The sequence below is a fragment of the Kibdelosporangium persicum genome, assembly GCF_013280595.1.
Classification (GTDB): Bacteria; Actinomycetota; Actinomycetes; order Mycobacteriales; family Pseudonocardiaceae; genus Kibdelosporangium; species Kibdelosporangium persicum.
This window is the reverse complement of the sequence record NZ_JAAATY010000021.1, coordinates 113,694-139,329: the sequence shown is the minus strand read 5'-3', so window position 1 is coordinate 139,329 and position 25,636 is coordinate 113,694. Positions and strand designations below refer to the sequence as shown.

Sequence of the window (25,636 nt, the reverse complement as noted above, 5' to 3'; positions counted from 1 at the left end):
CGTGCGTGTGTTGCTGACCGGACACCAGGGCTACCTGGGCACGGTGATGGCGCCGCGGCTGGCGTCCGCCGGGCACGAGGTGGTCGGCCTCGACGCCGGGCTGTTCGCGACCTGCGTCCTCGGGCCCGTGCCGCAGGACCCGCCGGGGTTCAGGGCCGACCTGCGGGACGTCACGGCCGAGCACGTGTCCGGTGTGGACGCCGTGATCCATTTGGCGGCGTTGTCGAACGATCCGCTCGGTTCGCTGGCGCCCGAACTGACCTACGACATCAACCACCACGCCTCGGTGCGGCTGGCCAGGCTGGCCAAGGACGCCGGGGTCAAGCGGTTCCTCTACGCGTCAACGTGTTCGGTCTACGGCGCCGCGGGCGACGGGCTGGTCGACGAGGACGCGCCGCTGCGGCCGGTGACGCCGTACGCCGAAAGCAAGGTCCGTGTCGAGGACGACCTGCTCGGCCTGGCCGATTCCGGCTTCACGCCGGTCTTCCTGCGCAACGCCACGGCTTTCGGGTTCTCGCCGCGGCTGCGTGCCGACATCGTGCTGAACAACCTGGTCGGGCACGCGGTGCTCAGCGGCGAGGTCAAGGTCCTATCGGACGGCACGCCGTGGCGCCCGTTGGTGCACGCTCAGGACATCGCGGACGCGTTCGCCGCGGCGCTCGACGCGCCTCGGGAAGCCGTGCACTGCAAGGCTTTCAACGTGGGCACCGAGGACAACAACCTCACCGTCGCCCAGATCGCCCAGCACGTGGTCGAAGCGGTCGCCGGGTCCGAGCTGGTGATCACCGGCGAGGCGGGCGCCGATCCGCGCTCGTACCGGGTGGACTTCTCCCGGATTCGCGCCGCGATGCCGTTCACAGCACAGTGGACGGTCAAGGCGGGCGCGGTCGAACTGTTCGACGCCTACACCGAACACGGCCTGACGCGTGCGGACTTCGAGCAGAAGTTCACACGCCTGGCGTGGCTGAAGAACAACGGCGGCCTCTAATGGGGCCAGGGACCAGCCGCCCAGGGGCCGGCAGCAGAGTCGCGGGCGCTGATCTCGGTGACCGGCACCGGCCAGTCGATGGCCAGCGTCGGGTCGTCGTAGCGCACCGCGATGTCCTCGCGCGGGTCGTGCGGCCGGTCGATCCGGTAGCAGACGTCCGCGACCGGTGTCAGCGCCTGGAAGCCGTGCAGCATGCCGGGCGGGACGTACAGGGTCACGAAGGTCTCGTCGTCCAGCCGGAACATCTCGTGCCGGCCGAACGTGGGCGAGTCCGGCCGGGCGTCGACGACCACATCGGACACCGCGCCGTGTGCACAGCGCACGAGTTTCGCCTCACCGCGCCCGGATCGGCCGTGCAGCCCGCGCACCACTCCCTGCTTCGAGCGGGACTGCGAGTCCTGGACGAACGAGTTCGGGTCGATGCCGTGCTCAGCCGCGATGGTCGCGTCGAACGTCCTGGTGAACAGGCCACGCGAATCGTGGTGCGGGGTGGGCACGAACAACAGGACGCCGTCGATCGAGGTGGTCCGCACATGCATCGGTCCATCATGGCGTGCCCATGCTGACGCCGATCTGCCGGTCCTGCCGGGCGCGGCGCGGCGAGGTCGTGCTGGACCTCGGTCGTCAGCCGGCCAGTGACTTCTTCCCGCCGCTGGCCGACCAAGGGCCTGACCCGGTGTACCCGTTGCGGATGTGGCTGTGCGCGGAGTGCGGGCTGGCGCAACTGGCCGAGGACCCGACCGTGCCGGAGGAACCGCGCGGGGTCGAACCGGCGGCGTTGGTGGCGCAGGCCAAGGACGCGATCAGCCGCGTGATGCGGTCAGGGCTGGTGAAAGCCGGAGCCCAGGTGTTCGAGTACGGCAGCCCGCACGGTGGTTCGTGGCTTTCCCTGCTCACCGAGCACGGGCTGCGCGCGGTGGAGCAGCCAGGAGATCAGGCGGATGTCGTGCTGGACTGCTTCGGCATGATGCACAACCCGGACCAGCACGAGGCCGTCACCGAACGCGCCAGGAAACTGTCCGACGGCGGAGTCCTGCTGCTCCAGTACCACTCGCTGGCCACGATCATCCGCAATGGACAGTGGAACGCCCTGCGGCACGGGCATTACGCCTACTACTCGACCGCGGCGCTGACCAGGATGCTGGCGATCGCGGGCCTGACCCCGTGGACGGCGTGGCGTTTCGACCTCTACGGCGGAACGGTTCTGCTGGCGGCCGGTCGCGGCGGCCAGAGTGATCCCGAGGTCCGTGCGCTGATGGCCGAGGAGACCGGCTGCGGCGTCGACGACCCGCGGATCGTCAAGTCCTTGCAGGAGACGGCGGAGAACAGCATCAACGCGCTGCGCGGTTGGCTTCAACGGCAGCGTGGCACCGGTCGCCGGGTGTACGGGTACGGCGCCGCGTCACGTGCGGTCGCTTTGCTTGCCGCTGCGGGGATCGACGACACCATGCTGTCCGGTGTGGCCGACGCGTCACAGGCCAAGTGGGGCAGACGGATGCCCGGCACGGCGATCCCGGTGATCAGCCCTGCCGAACTGGTCCGCGTCAAGCCGGACGCCGTCCTGCTGTTCGTGCCGGATCTGCTGGACGAGGTCCGGACGGCGCTGCCCACGCTGGCCGGTCGTTGGGTGGTCGCCGAGCCGGTGCCGACCGAGGACCCGCAGACCCGGCGAATCATCCCGCCCGCCCGGCTGGCCGGTGACAATCGGTGAATCGGCCTGCCGTCCTGATCGTTCTGGCCGGTGTGGTCTTCGGGGCCCTGGTCGGTTTCGCCGTGCCCACGTTCAGCGGGCCGGCCTACCGCAGCGGCGCGACGATCGTGTTCACCGCCGTGCAGGTCCAGGCCCGGCCGGCGACTGCCTCGGTCGCCCGGCACATCTCGCAACGGATGCCCAGCTGGGCGAAGGTCGCGGCCAGCGGTGCCGTGGCAGGCGAAGCGGGCCTGCGCGGCGGCGAATCCATCACCGCGCACGAGATCTCCGGAGTCCAGTCGCTCCGCATCGAGCTCGACAGCCCCGACCGGGACGGTTTGGCGGAACGGGCTACCGCCGCGGCCAACACGGTCATCGCGGTCATCACGCGGATGGAGTTCAACCGCGTGTCGGGCGTGGTCTTCGAAACAGGCAGCGAACCGGAGAGCACGTCGGGTGCCTGGGCGGTCTGGGGCGCGGTGCTGGGCGCGGTGCTCGGTGCTGTGCTCGGCTGGCTCGGTGTTTCACTTCGCAGGCCGGGCCGTTGGGTGTCCCAGGTGGCCGAGGGCGGCTCTCGGATCGTGGGCGCGGAAGCGTTTGCGACCGACGTCGACCAGGAGATGCGGTCGCTGTGGGCGGCCGTGCGCACGAGACGCGGGCTGCTGGTCGTCGGTCTGGGCTTCTTCGCGATCGCGGGTTACGCCGCCACGGGCTCGGTCGGGCCGCCGTTTGTCGTGCTGGTGGTCGCGGGTTTGGCGGCCGTCCGTGACCCGAGGTGGATCGCGGGCGCGGTGCTGGTGCTCGGGATTTCCGTGCTCCCGCCCAAGCTGGAGCTGGTGCAGATCGGCCCGGTCACGCCGACCGTGCTTGAGGTCGCCGTGCTGATCGGACTGGTCGTGCTCTGGAAACGGCCCGGGAAATCGATCTTCACGGTGCCGTTGGTGCTGCTCATGGCCGCGGTGGCGATCGGCGGCATGCTGGGCGTCACCGGCGGTGGCGAGTTCTCCGAAGTCGCCGACGCCATGAGGGCGCTGCTGTTGGTGCCGCTCGCGTTCCTGATCGTCTACCGCGCCTTCGCCGGAAGGCTGGCGCAACTCGTGGCGATCGTGGCCGTCGGGGCGGCCGTCGCCAGCGCCGTCGAACTGCTCGCGGCGGTCATGGACTGGCAGCGGCTGCTTGTCGACCAGCGCAGCTCCGTGATCACCGGTGACGACACGGCCGAAGTGGCCAGGCTGTCCGCGCCTGTGCTGCCGCTCTGGGGACCGCTGCTGATCCTGCTGGCGTCCGGGGCCTTCCCGGCGCGGCCGAGGTGGCGGCTGCTGCTGATCGCGCTGCCGGGCCTGGCGCACGAGGCGTTGAGCTTCAACCGGTCGACGTGGGCGCCGCTGCTGGCATGCGTGGTGCTGGTCGCCGTCGCCCGGTTCGGTTCGCGCGGCGTGGTCAAGCGTCTGCTCGCGGCCGCGGTGTTGGGCCTGCTGACGCTCGGACTGGCGAGCGGCGGCGCGCTCGGCCAGACCGGGGAGGCCCTGGCGGGGCGCGTGACCAGCGTGTTCAGTGGTGAGGCGCTGGTCGAGGACAGCCTGGCCGACCGCGTCCGGGAGAACACGGCCGCGCTGAACACCTTGCTCGAACATCCGGTCCTGGGCACCGGTGTCGGCGTTCCGTACGGCGGAGAGATCATTTCGTACGACGCCGTGCACGACCGGACGGTCGTCGAGCCGAGGCCGTGGATTCACAACCAGTATCTGCGGATCTGGCTGTGGTTCGGGGCTTTCGGACTGCTGGCCGTCGGCCTGTTGATGGTCCGGGTCGCGTCGGCCGTCGTGCATGGTTGGCGCAGACGCGCACCCGGCACGGTCCTGGTCGTCGCGTTGGGTCTCGGATTGGCCTGCATGGCCACGCAGTCGATCTTCCAGACGACGTTGATCGACCGGCCGTCGTTGGTGGTGGTCGCGCTCACCCTGGCGATGCTGGGGCTCGCGGCCGACTGGCGGCCGCAGGTGCGGCAGGGTGGGACAACACCCCTATCAGCGAAAAGGATAATGACACGGTGAGGTTGCTCAGGAACGTGGCGTGGTGGCAGTGGCTGCTCGCGGCTGGTGTCGTGGTCGGCCTGCTTGGCGGTGCGTACTTCGGCAACCGCCTCGGCAACGCCATGTACACGTCGTCGTCCGAGGTCCTGATGACCGGGCAGAGCGACCCGGCCCAGCCGGACACCGCGTACGCCAGCAACCAGTACGTGAACCAGCGGATGACCACGTACGCGCAGATCGCGTCGAGCACTCAGGTGACCGGTCCGGCCGCGCAGGTGCTCGGCATGGACGCCACCACGCTCGAGTCGCAGATCACCGCGACCGTCAACGGCGACACGACCGTGCTGTCGCTCGAAGTCACCGGCGTGGACCCGGACACGGCCCGGCGCAACGCCGTCGCCGTGACGCAGTCGTTCATCAACGCGGTCACCAAGCTGGAGACGATCCCCGGCGGCTCCTCCCGCGTCGTGGTCAACGTGATCACCGACCCGACCGTCCCTCCCGCGCGTTCGGTGCCCGGCATGTGGCTGCTGCTTCTCGGCGGGTTCTTCGGCGGTCTTGTCGTCGCCGTGATCGCGATCCTGCTGCTGCGTTGGCTGTACCCCCAGCGTTTCCCGCTGGAACTGCGGCGTGAGAAGAAATCGGCCGGCGAGGAGACCGGCAAGATGCTGCCGGTGCGGCGGCCGAAGCAGAAGAACAAGCGCGCTTCATGATCCGAGTGCTGATGGTCGGGTCGTCCCCGACCGAGCGCGGCGGGATGGCGACGGTCACGAACCTGTTGCTGCGTCACGGCTCCCAGGTCGCATCGATCCGGATGGTGCCGACGCACCGGGAAGGCCCGGCCGCGATGCGGCTGCGGTTGTGGCTCACCGGGACGGCTCAGGTGGTGAAGTCGTTGCGGTACGCCGACCTGCTGCACGCGCACGTGTCCGAGCGGGGCAGCGTGGTCCGCAAGGGTGTGCTCGTCTGGATCGCCAAGCTGTTCGGCAAGCCTGTGCTCCTGCACTGCCACGGCGCTGAGTTCGTCGACTGGTACCAGGGCCTGCCGGGCTTGGCCAAGCGCTTGATCGCGTCGACGTTCCAGCAGGCCGACCTGGTCGCCGTGCTCGGATCTTCCTGGCGTACCACGTACATCGAGCTGCTCGGCCTTCGTCGCGTGGTGTCGCTGGGCAATCCGGTCGAACTGCCGCGTACGGTCCCGTCCACGAAGCCAGGTTTCCGGATCGTGTTCCTCGGCCGGTTCGGCGCCCGGAAGGGCTCGGCCGACGTACTGTCCGCTGTGGCCGGTCTGTCGGCACCGGTGGAGCTGGTGATGGCCGGGGACGGTGAAGTCACCGAAACCAGGGCACTGGCGGCCTGGCTGGGCGTGGACGCGCAGATCCGGTCGTGGATCTCGCCAGGGGAACGGGACGCCCTGCTGGCCGGTGCACACGTGTTCGTGCTGCCGAGCAAGGACGAAGGCCTGCCGATGGCATTGCTGGAGGCGATGGGCCACGGCCTGGTCCCGGTGGTCACCCCGGTCGGCTCGATCGGCGAGGTGGTCAGGGACGGCGAGAACGGCCTGCTGGTGCGGCCGGGGGACGTTCCCGGGCTGACCCGTGCGTTGCAGTCCCTGATGGACGATCCGGCGCTGCTGGCCCGGCTCGGCAAGGCGGCACGCTCCACAGTGGAACCGTTCGCGATCGAGAACTACATGCGCACGCTCGGGCGGCACTGGGAGCGGCTCGTCACCGCGTGACGTGCGGGCGGACGAACGTGTAGCGCTTCGTGGTTGCGGTCGGCGGCGCGGACGTGACCACGGCCTGCCGTGAGGTGGACGTGGCCGTGGTGCCGTTCTCCGGCCGCCAGTCCACTTTGTCCCGGGTGATCACCCACGGGTCGTTCATCAGCTCCTCGGTGTACCTGTTCCTGGCCAGTTCCATGATCTTGTCGTCCCAGCCGTGCCAGCAGTGGAAGTACGTCATGGCCGGGTAGTTCTCGCGGATTCGCCGGATGATCGTGCGGGCGTCCCACGAACCGTCCAGTTTGGTCGACGGGCCGCATTCGCCGAAACCGAGCGGTTTGCCGGTGGACACGACGTCCTTGTAGTCGTTGTTCGGCGACTGGCCTCTGCGCTCGCCCAACATCAGCAAGTCGTCGTCGTACCGGCTGGGGGCGACGATGTCCACGTACTCGTCGCCCGGGTAGTACGAGAGCGCGGGCCCGTCCCACGACGCACCTGGCGAGTACACGAAGAGCGCGTTGTGCAGACGCCGGGACTGCGTGATGTAGAAGAAGACATCCCGGTAGAGGTCACGCAGGTATGTCTTGCGGGAAACCATGTCCTGGCCCCACCAGAACCACGATCCGTTGCCCTCGTGCAAGGGCCTCAGCAGCACCACCACACCGGCGGAACCCAGCTCTTCGACCAGGTCGCCGAGCTTCTCCAGCTGGGCGCGCCACGCGCTGCGCGGCGGGCTGGCGTCCGAAGTGGCCAGCAGCGCCCGCAGATCGGGCTTGGCGGCCTTGGGGTCCTTGACCCACGCCGAGCTCGCGCCACCCGCCGGGTTCCACGGGTTGCTCGGGTGGATGTCCACGGTGATCAACCCGCCGCGTTTCCAGTGGTCGATCAGGATCCTGGTGTCCGCCCTGGTCCAGCCTTCGCGGACCATCACGCCGACCATGGCCGGGTACCTGCCGGTGCGCTTGACCAACGCCTCGATGAACCGGTCGTAACTAGCCGCGGTGATGTCGTCGATCTGCTGGCCGCTGACGACCCGGAGCGAGTCGCGGGTCGGCAGCTGCTTGAACCAGCGCAACACCGCCTGCGCGTCCGCCGTCGCCGACGGGTCGGCGGCGACCGGCTTGGTCTCCTGCTCAGCTCTTTCGTCCGGCCCGAACCACTGCTGCTGCCCGAGCACGACCCCACCGGCCGCGCCGAGTGCGATCGCCCCGGCTGCTGCCGCGATGAACCGGCGCCGTCCGATCTCCTCAGCCATGCGAACCATAAAAACACGACATTAGGCCAACTGTCGCAGCCTCGCGCCGGGAGAGCCCCTAACGGGTGACAGCGGCTACCTGGCGGCCTGGGCGAGGACGTCGGCGAGTTTGTCGACGACCCGCGCCGCGCTGTACGTCTCCTCGAAGTGCTTGCGGCTCGCCGCGCCGCGCTGCTTCGCGGCCTGCGAATCCGACAGGTCGGCGAACGCCTGGGCGAGGCCGTCGACGTCGTCGATGCCGATGCCCGCTTCGCCGGGTGGCTGGAATTCCGGTAACCCGCCGGAATCGGAGACGATCGGCGTGACGCCGAGCTGCATCGACAGCAACTGCACACCGCTCTGCGAAGCCTGCCGGTAGTGCACGACCGAACCCTTGGCACGGCCGAGGATCGGCAGAACCTCCGGATAGGAGTACCGCCGGCGCCGCCACTCGCAGTGGGCCGGAAGGTCCTGTTCGGACACGTCCAGCGGTCCGTCGCCGAGCAGGATCAGCCGGTCGCCCTTGTGCTGTCCGGAAGCCAGGTGCCGCTGCCACGCCCTGAGCGCGACCGGGACGTTCTTGTACGGCGACATCCGGCCGTACAACACGAAGTCGTGCCGTTCGGCCGCCTCAGCAGGCAGGTCCTTCTCCCGGACGTCACTGGTCAGCGGAACCACACTGGCCGGGTACGGCAGTTGCGCGGCGACGTAGGCACTGAACGCCACGACCCGAGTCGCCCGATTGCTGAACCTGCTGAACAACCGGCGTTGCCAGGCCGGGCGCAGTTCGGTTTCGTCGTGCGGCGCGTCGTCGTGCACGAGGTGCACCATCGGCGCGAGCCTGGCCAGCATCAACCAGCGCGGATCCCAGACCAGCTCCACCACGACCACATTCGGCCGCCACTTCCTGGCTTCGCTGACCGTCCTGAGCAGCGGACCGAGGGTGCGTGGATCTTTCGGGCGCGGATCGAGCACGCGCTCGTACGGCAGCGGCTCCATCTTCTCGTAGTGCTGATCGGACGTGACCAGCAAGCACTCGTGCCCGGCGTCCTGCAACGTCTCCACATGCACCCTGGACAGCGTGCGCATCCAGGGCGAGAGCCACAGAACCCTCATCGCGCCGCCGCGATCGCGGTCTCGTACGCATCCGCCATGGCGTCCACTGTGTACAGCTCAGCGGCCCGCTTCGCGCCCGCCGCGGCGAGCGGCTCAAGCCGGGCCGGTTGTTCGAGGATCGGACGCAGCGCGGCGGCCCACGCCGCCGCTGTGACCGGCTCGACAAGCACCCCGGCACGTCCGTTGTCCAGCAGATCCGGCACGGAACCCACGGCGGACGACACAACAGGCAGACCTCGTGCCATCGCCTCGACGATGACCAGCGGAAAGGCCTCGGCCCTGCTGGGCACGCACAGCACGTCGAACGTCCGGAACGCGTGGTCCGGTCCCGGCGACGCGCCGTGCCAGCGAACCCGGTCCCTGAGGTGGCCTGGCGTTTTGGCCTCGAGTTTCGCCCGGTCGGGCCCGTCGCCGTGGAGGTCGAGGGTCCAGTCCAGGTCCGGCAAGCTGTCCAGCGCCGCGACGAGCAGGTGCGGGTTCTTGTGCTCGACCATCCGGCAGAGCATGCCCAGCCGTACCGGAGTGCTCGCCGTGAAGCCGCGGTCCTGTTGCCTCGGTACTCCGTTGGGAGCGACGAAATGCCGCTCGTTCAGGTGCTGATGCCGGGTGATGGCGGCCCAGTGCCGTGGCGACAGGGCGATCACCCCGTCACTCCGGCTGATCACTTTGGCCAGTTTCCCGCCGTATGTCGGGCGGTCCGGCTCCGCGGGTTCGTGTGTGGCCGCGAGCCACCGGCCCTGGGGGTTGAGCACCTTCCAGCCCGCGGCGAATCCCGCTTCGGTGTTCGTCACACCGGTGATCAGGACCGCGTCCTTCGTCGGCAGGTCGACCAGTGGTTGCCACCAGGGCGTGAGGACAAGCCGCACACTCGGGTCGAGTTCGGGCGTCAGCGGCCCGAAGTGCTGCAGGCAGGCCACCGTGACGGGATACCCGCGCCTGCTCAGCTCGTTGGCCAGCAGCACGCGTTGCCGCTCCGCACCGCCCTGGCACAACTCGTTGCTGGTCAGCAGAATGCTCGGCTTGGCTAGATCGGCCTTCGCTCGTGCGGCGGCTTTCTCGGTCGCCCGTTTCCGGCGGTGTGACCGTTGCACGCGATCGAGGACGGTGAGGCCCGCGGTGAAGATCGCGCCCGGACCGTAGTTGCTCATCCCCAGCATCTCGGCGTGCCCGGCGCGGAGGAGATCACGGGCGCGGCGCTCCGCCAACGGATCGCCCGCCAGCGTGCCCGCGGCGCCGTGCCTGACGTCCTGTTCGTCCGCCAGGACCAGCCGCCAGCCGTTGTCGTGCGCCTTGCGCTGCCAGTCCGACTCTTCGCCGTACAGGAAGAACTTCTCGTCGAACCCGCCGAGACGGTCCCAGGCCTCCCGGGCGATGAGCAGACAGCAGCCGGAAAGATAGCCGTCCACCTCGACGGGCTGCTCGGCGTAGTAGTCGGAAACAGCCTTGCCCCGCAGGCGCTTCCCATAACCCGAATGGCTGACAAGGCCGCGCAGCACGGTCTGCCTGCGCCTGGCCACATCCCAGTCCGGCCCGCCCTCGGCGTCCCGCACCTTCGGCGACACCGCCGCGACCCTCTCCTGGGTGAGCGCGGCCCTCGATCTGGTGAGCGGCCCGGTCAGCTCGGCGTCGGGGTTCAGCAACACCATGTCGGTCCGGACGCGTTCCGCCAGCCCGTTCACGGCCATCGCGTAACCCACGTTGCGATCGGAGAACACCCACTCGACGTCGGGATACTCCGACTGCAACTCACGGATCGCGGGCGTGCCCTCGGAAAGGTTGTCCCACACCAGAACCGGGCAGCCCGACAGGTGCTTGTGGACACTGTCGAGACAACGCCGCAGAAGATCGGCCCGCCGGTAGCTGACGACCAGCACCGAGAGCGGGCGAGCAGGCTGACCGTCCATCACGTCGATCCACCTTACTCACGACCACCCCACCCCACCCGCCGTGTCCACCATTCCGGCACCCCGAAATGCGCGCTCCGGCACCCCGAGATGCATGCTCCGGCACCGTGGTAGTCGAGTTGGTGACTCATGCCGGTGAGCGGTACGCTGCAGGTAGTGCCTCAGCCAGTAGGCGGAGGAAGTGAGCCCAGGTGCGCGTCCGGACGGTCGCTGCCTGGGCTTCGCGCTTACTGGATGACTCCGGCATCAAAAACGTGCTCTACCAGCGGGTCAACCCGTCTTCTCCAGTCGCCGCCCGCGCCGTGGCACCAGGCGACGGCGTCCGCGATCCAGGTCCCGGGTTCACTCGATGAGGGCAGATGCTCGTACATGAGGTCGTGTTCGCGGACAGGTGTCCTTGCCAGACGCGACCGGTCACGTGCGTTTCCGCCCGGGTCCCGTGAGTCCAGGATGAGCCGTCGCACCCCGAGATCGATCGCGTCGGCGACCACTTGTTCCAGCAGCACCCCGCGAACCGCCTCGCTCGGTCCTTTCCCGAAGTAGACCCGGACGTGGAACCCGGCGGCGACCAGCCGGGAAATGATGAATCGCCTGCGCGAGTCCTTCTCCATCTTGAAGTGCAGCCTGCGTTCTCCGGGCAGACACAGGCCGCGCAGCAGCGTCCGAGCCTTCTGCAGTTGGGGCACCGGGATCAGCGCCGCCGCGAGCAGGTAGCAACCACGCTCCGACTCGTCGACGAACATGTGCACAGTGACAGCGTCCCAGTACCCGAACCGCGTGCGTTCTCGGTACCGTGCCGAGAAACCGGTGGGCCGCACCAAAGTTCTCACTGGTTGCCCGGTATGCGTCGAGATCACACGGTCGGGTGATGTTATGCCGGGGCGGTGCTCTTGCCGGGCTTCATCGCGCCGAGCAGGGCGCTGCGCATCTCGTCGGGGATGGCGCCGCCGAGCCACGCGCCGGCGAAGTAGCCGATCATGCCCGCCACGATCGGGACGACCAGCGGCAGCGACCACGTCAGCAACATCGCCAGCAGGGACAGGTTCAGGCCGGGGATCAGCCGGACGAGGTACTTCACCGGCAGCGGGTCCACGCCCACCCTGCGCAGCCGGACCTGGGTGAACACCACCCCCGACAACTCCGTGACGATCAGCGCGATGCCGCAGCCGACCGCGCCGAAGTGCGGGATGAGCACGATGTTCAGCGCGATGTTCACGATCAGGTTCGCCGCGGACAGCCGCGTCAGGAACTTCTGCTGGTGGGCCGCGACCATCGCGTCACTGATGATGGACGTCAGGAAGCTGATGGCGCACGCGATGAAGAACAGGCGCAGCACGGGTGTCGCGCCGCCGGCGAACTCGTCCGAACCGACCGCGGTCACCAGGCGTTCGGCCAGGGGAATGCCAAGAACCGCAACGGGTGTGGCGAAGAGCAACAGGAACCGGTATCCACTCGCCACCGCTCGACGGAAGCGTTCCGGGTCGGTCGCGTAGCCCTCGTTGATGGTCGACAACGCCGTCCGGGAGAACACCTGCGGCAACATGTTCAAGGTGAACGCGAGCTGGACGGCGATGCCGTACGCCGCGACCTGGCGGGTGTCGGACAGCAGGGACAACAGCACCCCGTCGACACGCCAGTAGATCACCGCGATCAGCATGATCAACGTGAACGGGATGCTTTCCCGGACCAGGCCCATGATCGCGCTCACGTCGCCGACCGGCCGAAGTGGAGTGAGCCGGTGCGCCGCGAAGCCCGTCACCACCATCTTGATCACCTGCGGCAGGATCTGCACCGCGCACATGGCGAGCAGGCCCGAGTCGGTGAGCGCCACCGCCCCCGCGCAGCCGAGAGTGGCGACGCGCGAGAAGAACTCGGCGGTCGCGACCGTTCCATATCGGACATGGACGTCGAACACCGCGTCGAAGCACGAAGAGATCGCGCTGCACACCAGGCCCGCGGACAGCACCAGCACCGCGCCCTGCACCTCGGGATCGGGGTACGTCAGCACCCCGATGCTCGCCGCGGTCAGCGCCAACGGCATCGCGTAGACCATCGAGAACGTCAGGTCCAGACCGATCAGGTGGGACAGCGACGCGCGTTCGCGGCCGCTCACCCGGCGCACGATCACCGTGCCGATGCCCTGTGACGTCAGGGTCTCGAACAGGCCGACGAACACGATCGCGGTGGTCATGACGCCGTAGCCGTGTTCGCCCAAATATTGCGTGGCTACACCCAGAGTGACGATGGCGAGGGGTAGCGCCGTCACCCTCGCCACCACTTGGAGGGCGACCCCTCGCGCGATCGCCGCCGCCCTGGACACGGGCCGTAGTCTAGTAACTTCGCGTTGCCGCAGTTCCCATGCGGTGCCGCGGGCGAGTGGAGGTCAACACGGTGCGCGCTTATCTCGAGTTGTCGCATGGATTGCATCCCGCCGAATGGAGTATCCGGCACGCGCGTGGCGAGGTTCCCGATCACTGGCCGTATGGGCTTGACCGGATGGTGAACCACGGAGTGCAGCCGATCATGCGAATTCCGGCCCGGGGGCGTGTCGTCGAACGCATCGGCCGGGCGGCACGGCACCGGCTCGGTGGCTACGAATGGGCCGACGCGTTCCGGCGCAACACCGGGGACGTGATCCTGTGCTGGGACGAGTACTCCGGAGTGCCCGCCGCACTGCGGGAGCGCCGCAAGCCGGTGATCACCGGGGTCGTCTGGCTGACCGACGAAGTGGACAGAACAACTGCTTGGTTTGCGAAACGGGCCCTGCCCAGGGCGGCGCGGGTCTGGGCGTCCTCCAGCGCGATGATCCCGAGGCTGGAACGGGACTGGGGGGTGCGCAAGGCACAGCACATCCCGCTCGGCATCGACGTGGACTTCTTCCAGGCCCGCCCGAGAACCGAGGAAGGCCTGGTCGTCAGCGCGGGCAACGACCGGCACCGCGACCACGGCACGTTGATCCGTGCGGTCACCAAGGTGCCCGGCGCCCGCCTGGAGATCGCGACCCGGTTGCCGATTCCCCAGCGGTTCGCCAGGATCGGCCTCAACGAGGGACAGATCAGGGATCTGTACCACCGAGCCAGTGTCGTCGCGATCGCGACGACACCGAACGTCCACGCCTCGGGGTTGACCGTCACCCTCGAGGCCATGGCCAGTGGCCGTCCGGTAGTGATTCCGGATACCCCCGGCCTGACCGATTACGTCGAGAACGAGCGAACCGGGCTCGTCTACCCGGTCGGCGACGAGGATGCGCTGGCCAAATGCGTGCAGCGGCTGCTCGGCGACGACGCCATGGCCGAGGAGATGGGCCGGGCGGCACGCCGTAAGGTCGAACAGCACTTCTCGACCGAGCTGCAAGCCGCCCGGTTGGCCGAACTCATCCGCACGACCTGATCAGGAGTCTGACTTTGTCGCGCGTGCGTGCCTGGGTGGAGCTGATCCACTACCTCGACGCGGCCGGATGGCCGGCCCGTAACGCTACCGGTGAGGTCCCCAACGCGACCCCGTTCGGCATCGACCAGTTGAGCGGGCACGGTGTCGACGTGGCGTTCCGCGAAGTCCTGACCGGACGGGTCCCGAACGCGATCGCCCGGCGGGTACGGGACCGGGCCGGCGGCCTGGAGTGGTTCGAAGCCGTCGCGTCGCACTACAACCCGCTCCGGCGCAGTGCGGACGTCGTGCTCTGCTGGGACGAATTCACCGGTATCCCAGCGGCTTCGTTGCCGGGCGGCCCACCGGTGGTCAGCGGTGTGCAGCTGCTGACCGACCCGCAGAACCGCTCGAAGAGGTTCCTGCGCACCGCTCGCCGGGCGCTCGAGAACATGGAAGCGGTGTTCGTCCAGGCGCACGGCATGATCCCGGTGCTGCGTGACGAGTGGAACGTGCCCGTGCACAAGCTGAAGTTCGTCCCGTTCGGTGTGGACAGTGACTGGTTCCGGCCGATCGAGGGCGACGTCGACCGTGACCTCGTGGCCAGCGTCGGCGACGACGGCCACCGCGACCACGACACGTTGATCAAGGCCGTCGCGGACGTTCGCCGCCACAGGCCTGGTACCCGGCTGGAACTGGCCACTCAGCTCGACGTCGAACTGCCGTCCGATCTGGGCGTGCTGCACCGAGGGCACCTCGGCCGTAGGCGACGGCAGTTCTACGGCTCGGCGAACGTGGTCGCGGTCGCCACGAAACCCAACATCCACGGGTCGGGCATGTCCGTGATCCTGGAAGCGATGGCTTGCGGACGTCCCTATGTCGTTACCGCCAGCGAGGGCCTGGAGGGCTACCTCAATCACGGGCACGATGGTTTGGTGGTGCCGCCAGGTGATGTGGAGGTGTTCGCGTCCGCCGTCGGCGCGTTGATGGCCGACCCCGAGCGTGCGGACGCCATGGGACAGGCCGGCCGTGCCCGGCTGGAGCGCGAGCTGACCACCGACGTCCAGGCCCAGCACCTGGCCGAGGTCCTCAAAGAAGTAGCACGAACCCGCTGACCTGCTCGTGAGTGTTTATCAGGGTTAGAACACCGATAAACACTCACGAGGCTTGATCAGCGGCGGAGCCGGCGGACGGCTGCCCCGGCGAGCAGCGTGAGCGCGAAAGGCAGGTCGTCGCGCAGGTAGCGGCGGGCCAGCCGGCGTGGCTCCATGACCAGCCGGTGCAGCCATTCCAGGCCCATCCTCTGCAACGGCTCCGGTGCGCGCTTCGCGTCGCCGGACGCCATCGGGATGCCCGCGCCGCAGCCGACGTACCAGGCGTTCGGCATGATCGCGCGCAGCCGCTGGATCAGCTTCTCCTGCTTGGGGAAGCCCATCCCGATCAGCACGAGGTTCGGCTGGGCCAGCACGACCGAGTCGATCACCGACTGGAGGCTGTCCTTGTCCTCGTCGAAGCCCACGGGCGGCGCGGCGATACCGGCGATCTTGAGGCCGGGTGAGTTGGCCTGAAGCACGGCAGCCGCACGCTCCGCGACGCCAGGAGCGCCGCCGAGCAGGAACACCGACCGGCCGTCGAGTGCGGCCGCGCGGCTGAGCGTATGAACCAACGAGCTTCCGGTGACCCGCTCGGGGATCTCCTCGCCCGCGATGCGGCCGGCCCAGACGAGCGGCATGCCGTCGGCGACGGTCAGCGTGGCGGTGGAGGCCAGCTCGACCAAGGTACGGTCACGGCTGATGGCACGCACGATGTCCACATTGGCCGTCAGGATCCAGCCGCCGTCCTGCCAGGTCTCCCGTACCTGGTGGACGACCTCCGCCTCGGTCAGGGCGTCGACCACTACCGTGCCAATTGGTACGCGCCTCGTCACCGGCGCAGGGTACCGCTCCGTGTCAGCGCGGCTACGAAGTGTGGGAGGTTGTGCACGTGAACGGAGATTTCCGCAGGTCCACCGAGCTGCAACAACGTCTGCACGAACTGGTGCCCGGCGGTGCGCACACCTATGCGCGCGGTGCCGACCAGTACCCGGAGGGCATGGCTCCCGTCCTGACAAGGGGCAAAGGGGCGACCGTGTGGGACGTCGACGGGAACTCCTATGTCGAGTACGGCATGGGCCTGCGCAGTGTCACTTTGGGACACGCCTACGAACCGGTCATCGAGGCCGTACGGGACGAACTGGCCAACGGGCTGAGCTTCTCCCGGCCGACCGAGCTGGAACTCCGGGCGGCCGAGGACTTCCTGAGCCTGGTGCCCGGCGCCGACATGGTGAAGTTCGCCAAGAACGGCTCGGACGCGACGACCGCCGCGGTCCGGCTGGCGCGCGCGGCCACCGGCCGGGAGCTGGTCGCGATCTGCGACCAGCCGTTCTACTCCGTGGACGACTGGTTCATCGGCACGACCCCGATGGACGCGGGCATACCACAGTCGACGGTCGACAGCGTTCACCGATTCCGGTACAACGACCTGGATTCCCTGCACGACCTCTTGACCGCGCACAGTGGACAGTTCGCCGCGGTGGTGCTGGAGGCGGCGACCGCGCTCGCCGAGCCGGCACCGGGTTTCCTCGAAGGGGTGCGCAAACTGTGCGACGACCACGGGACGGTGCTCGTCTTCGACGAGATGATCACGGGTTTCCGCTGGTCGGCCGGTGGTGCGCAGAAGTGTTACGGGGTGACGCCGGACTTGTCCTGCTGGGGCAAGGCGATGGGCAACGGCTTCCCGATCTCCGCGTTGGCGGGCAAGCGGCAGCTGATGGAACTCGGCGGGTTGCGCACCGGTGAGCCGAGGGTCTTCCTGCTGTCCACCACACACGGCCCTGAATCGATGTCGCTGGCGGCTTTCCGGGCCGTTGTCAAGGCCTACGCCTCGGAAGAGCCCGTTAGGGCAATGGAACGGGCGGGCAGAACTCTCGCTGATGGCGTGAATTCCGCCGCCACCGACCTCGGGATCGCCGCGCACGTCTCGGTGATCGGCAGGCCGTCGTGCCTCGTCTTCACTACCAGGGACCCGGAAGGCCACCCGTCCCAGGCGTTCCGGACGCTGTTCCTCCAGGAGTTGTTGCGCCGTGGTGTGCTCGGCCAGTCCTTCGTGATCTCGGCCGCGCACACCGAGTCGGACGTACAGCACACAGTGGACGCTGCCGCCGAAGCGTTGTCTGTCTATCGCAAGGCGTTGGAGGCCGGGAGCGTGACCGGCTTGCTCGACGGCCGTCCGGTTGCCCCGGCACTGCGCCGGTTCGCCGCTCCGCGCCGGTTGGAACGCGGCCGCTCGTCTTAACAGCCGACATGACAAAGGTAAATATTCTCAGCTTGACACCCGCCTGGCCGGGCGTATTTGCTGACGTCACGCGGTGTTCCGCCCGGCACCCGCGGTGAGGCAAGGCCCCGTTCGGCCTACCCCGTGCCGGGGATGGCAGGACCATTTGCCCGTTTTCCGGTCCGGTTCGGGTGAATCCACGGGCCGGTTCGTTGATCAGTCGGCAACTCACCGACCGGATGTGGTGCCACGCCGCCGAAAAACCGGTTAAGGCCGCCCGTAACGGCTGGAACTACCCGAGCGACTGATGGTTTGCCGACGCGCCGCAGCACCGGCAACCAGATTGTTAGCTACCAATGATTTCGCCGAACGAGGCGGGTGATCACCGGTCATCCGTGCGGAAAGCCGTTGCCCGAACCCGATAACCGGGGGGATCAAGACGATGGGTGAGCAAGTCAGTCCGACTCGCCATGGCGTACACGGCCGCCTGTCGCCGGAAAGGGCACGGCCGGTGCTGCCGATCGGCGAACCCGGTCAGGCTCCGATCGCGGCGTGGGAGCCGCGCTACCGCCGTTCGGTTGTGCTCAGCGACGTCATCGCCACTGTGTTCTCAGTCACCGTGGTGGGTTTGCTGTTCGGCGCACGGGGTGCGGACAACTGGCGGCACCTGTGGATCGTGCTCGGCGTGACCACCGTGGCTCTCGTCCTGTGTTCCCTGCTGATGAACCGGGCCTGGAGCCCGAACGTCCTGGGGCACGGCGCCGACGAGTTCGGCAGGCTCGGCCGTGGGTTGTTCTCCGCGGCGGTGGTGCTCGCCCTCGGAGGCCTCGCGGTCGACTCCACCAACATCCGGTTATGGGTCTTCGTGGCGATCCCCGTGATCGCCCTGGTTTCGTTCCCCCAGCGCTATCTTCTGCGCCGGTTCCTGCACAAGTCCCGCAAGGAGGGCCGGTGCATGCTGCCCGTGCTCGTCGCGGGAAGCACCGAAACGGCGCGTGACCTGATCGTGCGGACGAAGCTGACGCCACACCTCGGGTGGAAGGTGGAAGCCGTCTGCACGTTCGACGGCCGCGGCGACACCGACGCCGACCTCGAAGGCGTTCCCGTTGTCGGACGGTTGAGGGATCTCGCCGAGCACGTGCGCCGCGGTGGTTATCGCGTGGTCGCGATCGCCTCGGATCCATATTGGACTCCGCGCAGGCTCCAGGAGCTGGCGTGGAACCTCGAGGGCAGCGAGGCCGAGATGGTCGTCGCGCCGGTGCTGATGGAGGTGGCCGGACCGCGGTTGCACGTCAGCGCGGTGCTCGGCATGCCGTTGTTACGCGTCAGCGCGCCGGTTTTCAGCGGTGCGCGCCGCCTGGTCAAGGAGATCGTCGACCGGGTCGGCTCCGCCCTGCTGCTCACCCTGTTCTCCCCGCTGATCCTGCTGATCGGCCTGCTGATCGTGACCGGCAGCCGGGGTGCGGTGTTCTACCGGCAGCGCCGGGTCGGCAAGGACGGCCGGACGTTCATGATGATCAAGTTCCGGACGATGGTGCGCAACGCGCACGCGCTGCGCGGCGGTCTGCCGAACCAAGGGGCCGGGCCGCTGTTCAAGATGCGCAAGGACCCCAGGGTCACCAGGGTCGGCGCGGTGCTGCGGCGGTACTCACTGGACGAGCTGCCGCAACTGTTCAACGTGCTCACCGGGTCGATGTCGTTGGTCGGGCCCCGGCCGCCGTTGCCGGAGGAGACCGAGAAGTACGGCCCCGACATGCGGCGCAGGCTGCTGGTCAAGCCGGGCATGACCGGCCTGTGGCAGGTCAGCGGCCGGAGCGACCTGCCGTGGGAGGAGTCGGTCCGGCTGGACCTGCGGTATGTGGAGGACTGGTCGCTCACCCTCGACGCGGTGATCCTGTGGAAGACAGTGCGAGCCGTGGTTACCGGGCAGGGGGCCTACTGATGGGAACTCACCGATGAGGATCAGGCCCGTTCTGCTCGTGTTCGCGGTGGTCGCCGGGCTGTGTGCGGCGACACCGGCCTTCGCCGAACCCGCCGAGGTGGAGGCGACCGTGTCGCCGAACGAAGTGCAACCGGGTGACACGTTCACGGTCACCGAAACCGTGCACAACATCCACTCGTTCAGCATTCTCAACCCGACCATCCGGGTGCTCAGCACGCCGACGAACCTCACCGACTACGCCGAGTTGATCGGCTGCGCCGGTGCCGGTGTCGCGTCATGCACCACTGTGGACGGACCGAGCGGACCGGTCGGATACCAGGCGGTGCTCGCCGAGGCGCTGAGCGGCTTCCAGCCGGCGACCGCCACGTTCACCCTGCGTGTCAAGCAGAACGCGGCCGACGCCACGCACACGTTGCAGGCCCAGCTGTTCGGCCGCAACTACGGGATCTTCCCGGTCGGCTTCGCGACGCTGACCGTGTTCACCCAGGCCGACGTCGCGGTCGGGATCACCGCGACGACCAAGCAGAGCCTGCTGGTGCCGAAGATCGACGTGGCCGTGCGGATCACCAACAAGGGGCCCGGCAAGCTGCGTTCCGCCGAAGTCCGGGGCGGGCTCACGCCCGGCCTGACGGCGAACGCGGGCCCCGGGTGCACCGGCGGCTCGGTGCCGGTCTGCGCGTACGGCGAGCTCGCGCCCGGCGCGAGTGCGACGGCCACGTTCTCCGTCCCGCTCGGACTGCTCCACATCGGACTGCCGTACCAGTTCTCGGCGACGAGAACGGCGTCAAGCCCGAATGATCCCAACAGTGCCAACGATTCGGCGTCGGCCACGTGCAAGGTGCTGACGCCGCTGCTGGTCAGCTGTGGCTGACCCCGGCCGCGGTGGAAAGAAACTCGTGGGTTCGCCATTCGGTGAATCCACGAGATTCCTGTGAACGCGGCGTGACGGAATCTTGACCTCCCTGCCGGGCGGTCTCCCCCGAAAGTCGTAACGTCACCTGCCGGGCAGCCGATTTTTCCAGCGATGGCAGGGGTGCAGAGGTGTGGGCTGGAAGGCGGAACAATGCGTTCGGTATTCAGACGATCGCGACGAAAAATTGCTCACTTCGCCGGTGCCGCGGTGCTCGCGGCCAACGTGACGGTGCTCGGCGTGCTGCCCGGCGCCGGTGCCGCCGAGACCCCCGCGCCGCCGTGTGCCCTGCCCGCGAACCCGGTGGCCTGCGAGAACACCCTGGCGCCGAACACCGGCGACAACTGGATGATCAGCGCGATCGACGACACCATCGCGGGCTTCACCGACAACATCAGCTACCTGCCCGGTGAGACGGTCGGTTTCAAGGTCAGGACCGATGCGCCGCGGTTCTGGTTCGACATTTACCGGCTGGGGTACTACGGCGGTGCCGGTGCCCGCAAGATCGTGGACAACCAGCAGGTGGAGAATTCGGTCGTCCAGCCGGACTGCTTCGAGGACAATCCGGCGACCGCCGCGCAGGACACCGGAATTGTGGACTGCGGGAACTGGTCCACCTCGATGACGTGGACCGTGCCGGCCGAATCGGTTTCCGGAATTTACTACACCGTGCTCAGACGTGACTACGGAAATGGTGTCATCGGAGAGAGCGACATCGTTTTCATCGTGCGCGACGACGCCAGTCACTCGGACATCCTCTTCCAGACCGCCGACGCCACCTGGCAGGCGTACAACACGTTCGGCAACCGCGATCCGCAGACCGGGACCCTCAGGGGCAACAGCTTCTACACCGGGACCGCGCAGGGCAACGGCGGCTCGGCGTACAAGGTCAGCTACAACCGGCCGATCATCGGTGGCGAGCAGGAGAACTTCTTCTTCAACGCCGAGTACCCGATGCTGCGCTGGCTGGAGAAGAACGGCTACGACGTCAGTTACACCACCAACGTGGACATGTCGCGTCGCGGGCACCTGCTGAGGAACCACAAGGTCTACATGCCGGTCGGGCACGACGAGTACTGGTCGAACGAACAGCGCGCGGCCGTGGAGGACGCCAGGGACGCCGGCGTGAACATGGCCTTCATGACCGGCAACGAGATCTTCTGGAAGACCCGCTGGGAACCGAGCCAGGCCGGTCCGGCGACCGACTGGCGGACCCTGGTCTGCTACAAGGAGACCAAGCCCGGCCAGGTCGACCCGCACCCGACCGAGTGGACCGGGACCTGGCGGGACGGCCGCAAGAGCCCGCCGAAGGACGGCAACAGGCCGGAGAACGCGCTGCTGGGCCAGATTTTCACGGTCAACGGCGAGCGCTGGGACCAGTTGGTCGTCCCGCCGGGCAACCGGCAGCAGCGGCTGTGGCGCAACACCCCGACCATGGGCACCCAGCTGACCGAGGCGTACGTCTTCAAGCCCGGCACGCTCGGGTACGAGTGGGACACCGTTGAGGAGAACAGCTTCCAGCCTCCGGGTGTGGCGCAGCTGTCTCGTACCACCGTGGAGATGTCGGACGGGAACTACGTTCTGCAGAACGAGGGTGACGTCTACGCCCCCGGAACGAAGACGCACGCGCTGACGCTCTACAAACACCAGCCCAGTGGCGCGCTCGTCTTCGCCGCCGGCTCCGTGCAGTGGTCGTGGGGCCTGGACAACAAGCACATCCGCAACCACGGCGACACGGCCGATCCGCGGATTCAGCAGGCGACGGCGAACCTCCTGGCGGACATGGACGACGTCCAGCCGAGGACACCGCGTGACATCACGCCGGCGACGATGACAACGGACACGATCGCGCCCACAGTCACCATTGGAACGACTCCGTCGCCGGTTGTCGGTTCCGGGTACACGTTCTCCGGCACGGTCCTCGACGTCGGTGGCAAGCCCGCCGGAGTCGAGGTCTCGGTGGACGGAACGTCCTGGCACGCGGCGAACTGGCAGGCCGGAGCGTCCACATGGAACTACACGTACACGCCGTCGAAGTCCGGTCCGGCCACGCTCAAGGTCCGTGCTGTCGACGACTCGGCGAACCTGTCCGGCGAGTTCACCCAGTCGGTCACGGTGAACCCGCGCTCCTGTCCGTGCAGTATCTGGCCGGACAACGCGGTGCCCGCGACACCCGACTCCGGTGACGGGGCCGCGCTCGAACTCGGTGTGAAGTTCCAGGCGTCGTCCGACGGTTACGTCCGCGGTGTCCGGTTCTTCAAGGGGACCGGCAACACCGGCACCCACACCGGGTCACTGTGGAGGACCGACGGCACGCTGATGGCGACCGGTACGTTCCTCAACGAGACGGCGCTGGGCTGGCAGACGCTGACCTTCCCGGAGTCGGTGCCGATCACCGCCAACACCACGTACATCGCCTCGTACCACACCAGCACGGGTCATTACGCGGCCGACGCGAACTACTTCACGAACTCGGCGACCGGCCTGGAACCGTTGACGGCTCCGCAAGGCACGGCCACGAACCCGAACGGTGTGTTCAAGGTCGGCGCGTCCGGCTTCCCGAACCGCAGCTACCAGAACGCGAACTACTGGGTCGACGTCGTCTACGGCTACGACCCCGGGCCGGACACCCGTGCACCCCTGGTGGCGTCGACCAACCCGGTCACCAACGGCGGTAGCGTGGCGCTGAACGCGAAACCGACGATCAGTTTCGACGAGCCGATCGCCCCGGCGTCGCTGCAGTTCGCCTTGAGTGGTCCAAACGGGATGGTGTCCGGCACGTACGCCCTGTCCGGCGACGGCAAGACGGCAACGTTCACACCAAGCCAACAGCTGGTGGCCGGGACGACGTACACCGCGCAGGTCCGTGCGACCGACAACGCGGGTAACTCGATCGCGAATCCGCCGTACACCTGGTCGTTCACGACAGGAAACCCGCGTCCGGCGACATGTCCGTGCACGATCTGGGACGACTTCGCCACCCCGGCGGTCGCCGCGGTGAACGATCCAGCCGCGGTGGAACTGGGCGTCAAGGTCCGGTTCGACAGCCGGGGGACCGTGCACGGCGTCCGCTTCTACAAGGGACCCGGCAACACCGGGACGCACACTGGTTCACTGTGGACAAGAGACGGCGATCGAGTGGCCACCGGCACGTTCACCAACGAGTCGGGCGGCGGCTGGCAGACGCTGCTGTTCAGCTCGCCGGTGAGTGTCCAATCCGGAACGACGTATGTCGTCTCCTACTACGCGCCCAATGGCCGTTACTCCGGTACAAACGGGTTCTTCAACGGCGTGGGCGCCGACTACGGCCCGATGCACGCGTTGCCGAGCGGTGTCGACGGCAGCAACGGTGTGTACCGATACGGGACCGGCGGAGGGTTCCCGACGAACTCGTACGGCAACACCAACTACTGGGTCGACGTGATCTGGCAGGCCGGTGCCAACGGCGACAGCACGCCACCGTCCGTCACCAGCACGAACCCGCCGAACGCAGGCGCGGGTGTGTCGTTGACAGCTCCGCTCAGTGCCACGTTCAGCGAGCCGGTGGACCTGTCGACCGCACAGTTCACGGTGGCCGACTCCGGTGGTGCCAAACTGAACGGCACGCTTTTGTTGTCCGCGGACCAGATGACGGTTTCCTGGACCCCGGCGGCACGCCTGACGGCCGGTGCGACGTACACGGGCAGCGTCAAGATCGCTGACGTGAACGGCAACATCATGACGAACGCCACGACATGGTCGTTCACCACGACACTCACGCAGACATGCCCGTGCGGCCTGTTCAGCGACGCGACCGTTCCGACGGTCACGGCAGCCAACGACTCAGGCAACTACGAGCTCGGTGTCAGGTTCACCACCTCGGCGAACGGCTTCGTCACCGGCGTGAAGTTCTACAAGGGAACGGGCAACACCGGCACGCACACCGGTTCACTGTGGACGGCCGGCGGCGAGCAACTCGCCACGGGTACGTTCGTCAACGAGACGGCAACGGGCTGGCAGACGCTGATGTTCGCCACACCGGTGCCTGTCCAGGCCAACCAGACCTACATCGCCTCGTACACCGCGCCGAACGGCCGGTACGCGGCGGACAACGGGTACTTCAACCGGACCGCGGTGACCAGCAACCCGCTGAGCGCACCACTGTCCGGGCCGGGCAACGCCAACGGCGTCTACAAGGTCGGGCCGGGCTTCCCGACGTCGACGTTCCAGGGCGGCAACTACTGGGTGGACGTGATCTTCACACCATGAGACCACTGGTAGTCGTCGCGTCGGGAGTGACGTGGGACGGGGTCAAGGGCTCGGAACGGCAACTCGCCGAGGCCCTGACCCGGCACGCCGACGTGCTGTGGGTGGACCCGCCGGTGTCCCCGGTGACACCGGCGCGGTTCCGGGGCGAGTCAGGCCCAGTGTGGCGGCCGCTGCTGCGGCCGCTCCGGTTAGGGATCGCCCGCCTCACTCCGGTCGGTCCGCCTGGCTGGACCCGGCCGGGCGTCAGGTCACTGACGTGGCCGATGGTCCGGGCACAGATCGGCTGGGCGCTGCGCCGGGCCCGGCGCAGGCCGGACGTGTTCGTCGCGTGCACGCAACATGATCTTCTCGGCAGGTGGGGGGATCGTTGCGTGGACGTGTTGTACGGCACGGACGACTGGGTCGCCGGGGCGTCACTGATGAACCAGGACGCGCATTTCGTGCTGCGCGAGGAGCGGGAGGCCATCGTCCGCGCGGATCTGGTGCTCGCCGTCGGACCGGAGCTCGCGGAACGCTGGCAGGAACTCGGGGCACATCCCGTGGTCTTCCCCAACGGGTGCGATCCGCGGGCGTATCAGGGGGACGTGGAACCCGGGCCGGTGCCGGACGGGTTCCCGGCCAGGATCGCCGGGGTGATCGGCCAGTTGAGCGATCGGATCGACATCTCGTTGCTGGAGGCGGTCGCGGAGACCGGTCTCGGCCTGTTGCTGGTCGGCCCGCGTGAGCCCGGCTGGGAACCCGGCCGGTCGGACGGTTTGCTGCGACGGCCGAACGTCCACCATGTCGGCGCGGTGCCGTTCGAGGAACTGCCGCAGTGGTTCGCGCGGATCGACGTCGGCCTCACGCCCTATGCGGACAGTGCGTTCAACCGGGCGTCCATCCCGCTCAAGACCTTGGAGTACCTCGCGGCGGGACTGCCCGTGGTGAGCACCGACCTGCCCGCGAGCAAACGCTTGGCCGAGGAAACGGACGGCATCCAGATCGGCGGCGACCCGCGGGGATTCGCCGACGCGGTGGTGAAAGCCGCGATCGACGAGGCGTCGCCGGCCGTGACCGGGCAACGACGTTCCGTCGCGGCACGGCATTCCTGGGCCGCCCGGGCCGACACGTTCACCCGTCTGGCCGGTCTGGTCCCATGAACGGTAAGAAACCCCGGTCTCGCAACGATGA

Annotated in this window: 19 protein-coding genes; 12 read left to right on the top strand and 7 right to left on the bottom strand. The window is 68.1% G+C overall.

The window, feature by feature from the left end; translation table 11 throughout:
• Nucleotide 1 precedes the first annotated feature (1 nt).
• Entirely contained in the window at nucleotides 2-988 is a 987-nt protein-coding gene (locus GC106_RS31315) for an NAD-dependent epimerase/dehydratase family protein (protein WP_173138100.1), read from the top strand.
• On the opposite strand, the gene GC106_RS31310 is transcribed toward GC106_RS31315, so the two are convergent.
• Complete coding sequence (locus GC106_RS31310) at nucleotides 985-1,527, bottom strand: dTDP-4-dehydrorhamnose 3,5-epimerase family protein (RefSeq protein ID WP_173138098.1); 543 nt, start codon at nucleotides 1,525-1,527, stop codon at nucleotides 985-987. The genes GC106_RS31315 and GC106_RS31310 overlap by 4 nt on opposite strands.
• Before the next feature lie 20 nt (nucleotides 1,528-1,547).
• On the opposite strand from GC106_RS31310, the gene GC106_RS31305 reads away from it, so the two are divergent.
• From GC106_RS31305 to GC106_RS31290, 4 genes are read left to right on the top strand one after another with little or no spacing between them, the layout of a single operon-like run.
• Complete coding sequence (locus GC106_RS31305) at nucleotides 1,548-2,699, top strand: class I SAM-dependent methyltransferase (protein ID WP_173138096.1); 1,152 nt, start codon at nucleotides 1,548-1,550, stop codon at nucleotides 2,697-2,699.
• A complete protein-coding gene (locus GC106_RS49485) occupies nucleotides 2,696-4,732 on the top strand; it encodes an O-antigen ligase family protein (RefSeq protein WP_173138093.1) in 2,037 nt (678 codons plus the stop codon). The genes GC106_RS31305 and GC106_RS49485 overlap by 4 nt, the downstream gene beginning before the upstream one ends.
• Nucleotides 4,729-5,424 carry a YveK family protein gene (locus GC106_RS31295; protein ID WP_173138091.1) on the top strand — a complete coding sequence of 232 codons (696 nt, stop codon included), beginning with the start codon at nucleotides 4,729-4,731 and terminating at the stop codon, nucleotides 5,422-5,424. The genes GC106_RS49485 and GC106_RS31295 overlap by 4 nt, the downstream gene beginning before the upstream one ends.
• Nucleotides 5,421-6,449, top strand: coding sequence for a glycosyltransferase family 4 protein (locus GC106_RS31290; protein WP_173138089.1), 1,029 nt, complete (start codon nucleotides 5,421-5,423; stop codon nucleotides 6,447-6,449). The genes GC106_RS31295 and GC106_RS31290 overlap by 4 nt, the downstream gene beginning before the upstream one ends.
• Here GC106_RS31290 and GC106_RS31285 read toward each other — a convergent pair.
• From GC106_RS31285 to GC106_RS31265, 5 genes are all read right to left on the bottom strand, one after another.
• Entirely contained in the window at nucleotides 6,439-7,689 is a 1,251-nt protein-coding gene (locus GC106_RS31285) for a glycosyl hydrolase (protein WP_173138087.1), read from the bottom strand. The two genes, GC106_RS31290 and GC106_RS31285, sit on opposite strands and share 11 nt — an antisense overlap.
• A gap of 75 nt (nucleotides 7,690-7,764) precedes the next feature.
• A complete protein-coding gene (locus tag GC106_RS31280; protein ID WP_173138085.1) occupies nucleotides 7,765-8,784 on the bottom strand; it encodes a glycosyltransferase family 4 protein in 1,020 nt (339 codons plus the stop codon).
• Nucleotides 8,781-10,688, bottom strand: a complete 1,908-nt coding sequence (locus tag GC106_RS31275) for a glycosyltransferase (RefSeq protein ID WP_173138083.1) — start codon at nucleotides 10,686-10,688, stop codon at nucleotides 8,781-8,783. Before GC106_RS31275 ends, GC106_RS31280 begins: the two co-directional genes overlap by 4 nt.
• A 227-nt stretch (nucleotides 10,689-10,915) precedes the next feature.
• Nucleotides 10,916-11,518 (bottom strand): hypothetical protein, encoded by a 603-nt coding sequence (locus GC106_RS31270; protein WP_312873017.1) that lies wholly within the window; start codon nucleotides 11,516-11,518, stop codon nucleotides 10,916-10,918.
• 41 nt (nucleotides 11,519-11,559) lie between these two features.
• Entirely contained in the window at nucleotides 11,560-13,008 is a 1,449-nt protein-coding gene (locus GC106_RS31265; RefSeq protein ID WP_173138081.1) for a flippase, read from the bottom strand.
• Nucleotides 13,009-13,211: 203 nt separating this feature from the next.
• Here GC106_RS31265 and GC106_RS31260 point away from each other — a divergent pair, with 203 nt between their 5' ends.
• Complete coding sequence (locus GC106_RS31260; RefSeq protein ID WP_173138079.1) at nucleotides 13,212-14,078, top strand: glycosyltransferase family 4 protein; 867 nt, start codon at nucleotides 13,212-13,214, stop codon at nucleotides 14,076-14,078.
• Nucleotides 14,079-14,101: 23 nt separating this feature from the next.
• Nucleotides 14,102-15,169, top strand: coding sequence for a glycosyltransferase family 4 protein (locus GC106_RS49480; RefSeq protein ID WP_173138077.1), 1,068 nt, complete (start codon nucleotides 14,102-14,104; stop codon nucleotides 15,167-15,169).
• A gap of 56 nt (nucleotides 15,170-15,225) precedes the next feature.
• On the opposite strand, the gene GC106_RS31250 is transcribed toward GC106_RS49480, so the two are convergent.
• A complete protein-coding gene (locus tag GC106_RS31250; protein WP_173138075.1) occupies nucleotides 15,226-15,981 on the bottom strand; it encodes a WecB/TagA/CpsF family glycosyltransferase in 756 nt (251 codons plus the stop codon).
• 56 nt (nucleotides 15,982-16,037) lie between these two features.
• Between GC106_RS31250 and GC106_RS31245 the strand changes: the two genes are divergently transcribed.
• From GC106_RS31245 to GC106_RS31225, 5 genes are all read left to right on the top strand, one after another.
• Complete coding sequence (locus GC106_RS31245) at nucleotides 16,038-17,387, top strand: glutamate-1-semialdehyde 2,1-aminomutase (protein WP_312873015.1); 1,350 nt, start codon at nucleotides 16,038-16,040, stop codon at nucleotides 17,385-17,387.
• 421 nt (nucleotides 17,388-17,808) lie between these two features.
• Nucleotides 17,809-19,308 (top strand): sugar transferase, encoded by a 1,500-nt coding sequence (locus GC106_RS31240; protein WP_173138071.1) that lies wholly within the window; start codon nucleotides 17,809-17,811, stop codon nucleotides 19,306-19,308.
• Between the two features lie 13 nt (nucleotides 19,309-19,321).
• Entirely contained in the window at nucleotides 19,322-20,179 is an 858-nt protein-coding gene (locus tag GC106_RS31235) for a COG1361 family protein (protein ID WP_173138069.1), read from the top strand.
• Nucleotides 20,180-20,371: 192 nt separating this feature from the next.
• On the top strand, nucleotides 20,372-24,466 hold the full coding sequence (locus GC106_RS31230) for a DUF4082 domain-containing protein (RefSeq protein WP_173138067.1): 4,095 nt from the start codon (nucleotides 20,372-20,374) through the stop codon (nucleotides 24,464-24,466).
• Nucleotides 24,463-25,605, top strand: coding sequence for a glycosyltransferase (locus tag GC106_RS31225; protein ID WP_173138065.1), 1,143 nt, complete (start codon nucleotides 24,463-24,465; stop codon nucleotides 25,603-25,605). Before GC106_RS31230 ends, GC106_RS31225 begins: the two co-directional genes overlap by 4 nt.
• Nucleotides 25,606-25,636: the final 31 nt, after the last annotated feature.

Bases quoted from the DNA above. Each gene is read 5' to 3' on its own strand.
- GC106_RS31285 (WP_173138087.1), bottom strand. From the start codon at position 7,689: ATGGCTGAGGAGATCGGACGGCGCCGGTTCATCGCGGCAGCAGCCGGG.
- GC106_RS31275 (WP_173138083.1), bottom strand. From the start codon at position 10,688: ATGGACGGTCAGCCTGCTCGCCCGCTCTCGGTGCTGGTCGTCAGCTAC.
- GC106_RS31305 (WP_173138096.1), top strand. From the start codon at position 1,548: ATGCTGACGCCGATCTGCCGGTCCTGCCGGGCGCGGCGCGGCGAGGTC.
- GC106_RS31240 (WP_173138071.1), top strand. From the start codon at position 17,809: ATGGGTGAGCAAGTCAGTCCGACTCGCCATGGCGTACACGGCCGCCTG.
- GC106_RS31310 (WP_173138098.1), bottom strand. From the start codon at position 1,527: ATGCATGTGCGGACCACCTCGATCGACGGCGTCCTGTTGTTCGTGCCC.
- GC106_RS31225 (WP_173138065.1), top strand. From the start codon at position 24,463: ATGAGACCACTGGTAGTCGTCGCGTCGGGAGTGACGTGGGACGGGGTC.
- GC106_RS31280 (WP_173138085.1), bottom strand. From the start codon at position 8,784: ATGAGGGTTCTGTGGCTCTCGCCCTGGATGCGCACGCTGTCCAGGGTG.
- GC106_RS31290 (WP_173138089.1), top strand. From the start codon at position 5,421: ATGATCCGAGTGCTGATGGTCGGGTCGTCCCCGACCGAGCGCGGCGGG.
- GC106_RS31260 (WP_173138079.1), top strand. From the start codon at position 13,212: ATGCGAATTCCGGCCCGGGGGCGTGTCGTCGAACGCATCGGCCGGGCG.
- GC106_RS31230 (WP_173138067.1), top strand. From the start codon at position 20,372: ATGCGTTCGGTATTCAGACGATCGCGACGAAAAATTGCTCACTTCGCC.
- GC106_RS31235 (WP_173138069.1), top strand. From the start codon at position 19,322: ATGAGGATCAGGCCCGTTCTGCTCGTGTTCGCGGTGGTCGCCGGGCTG.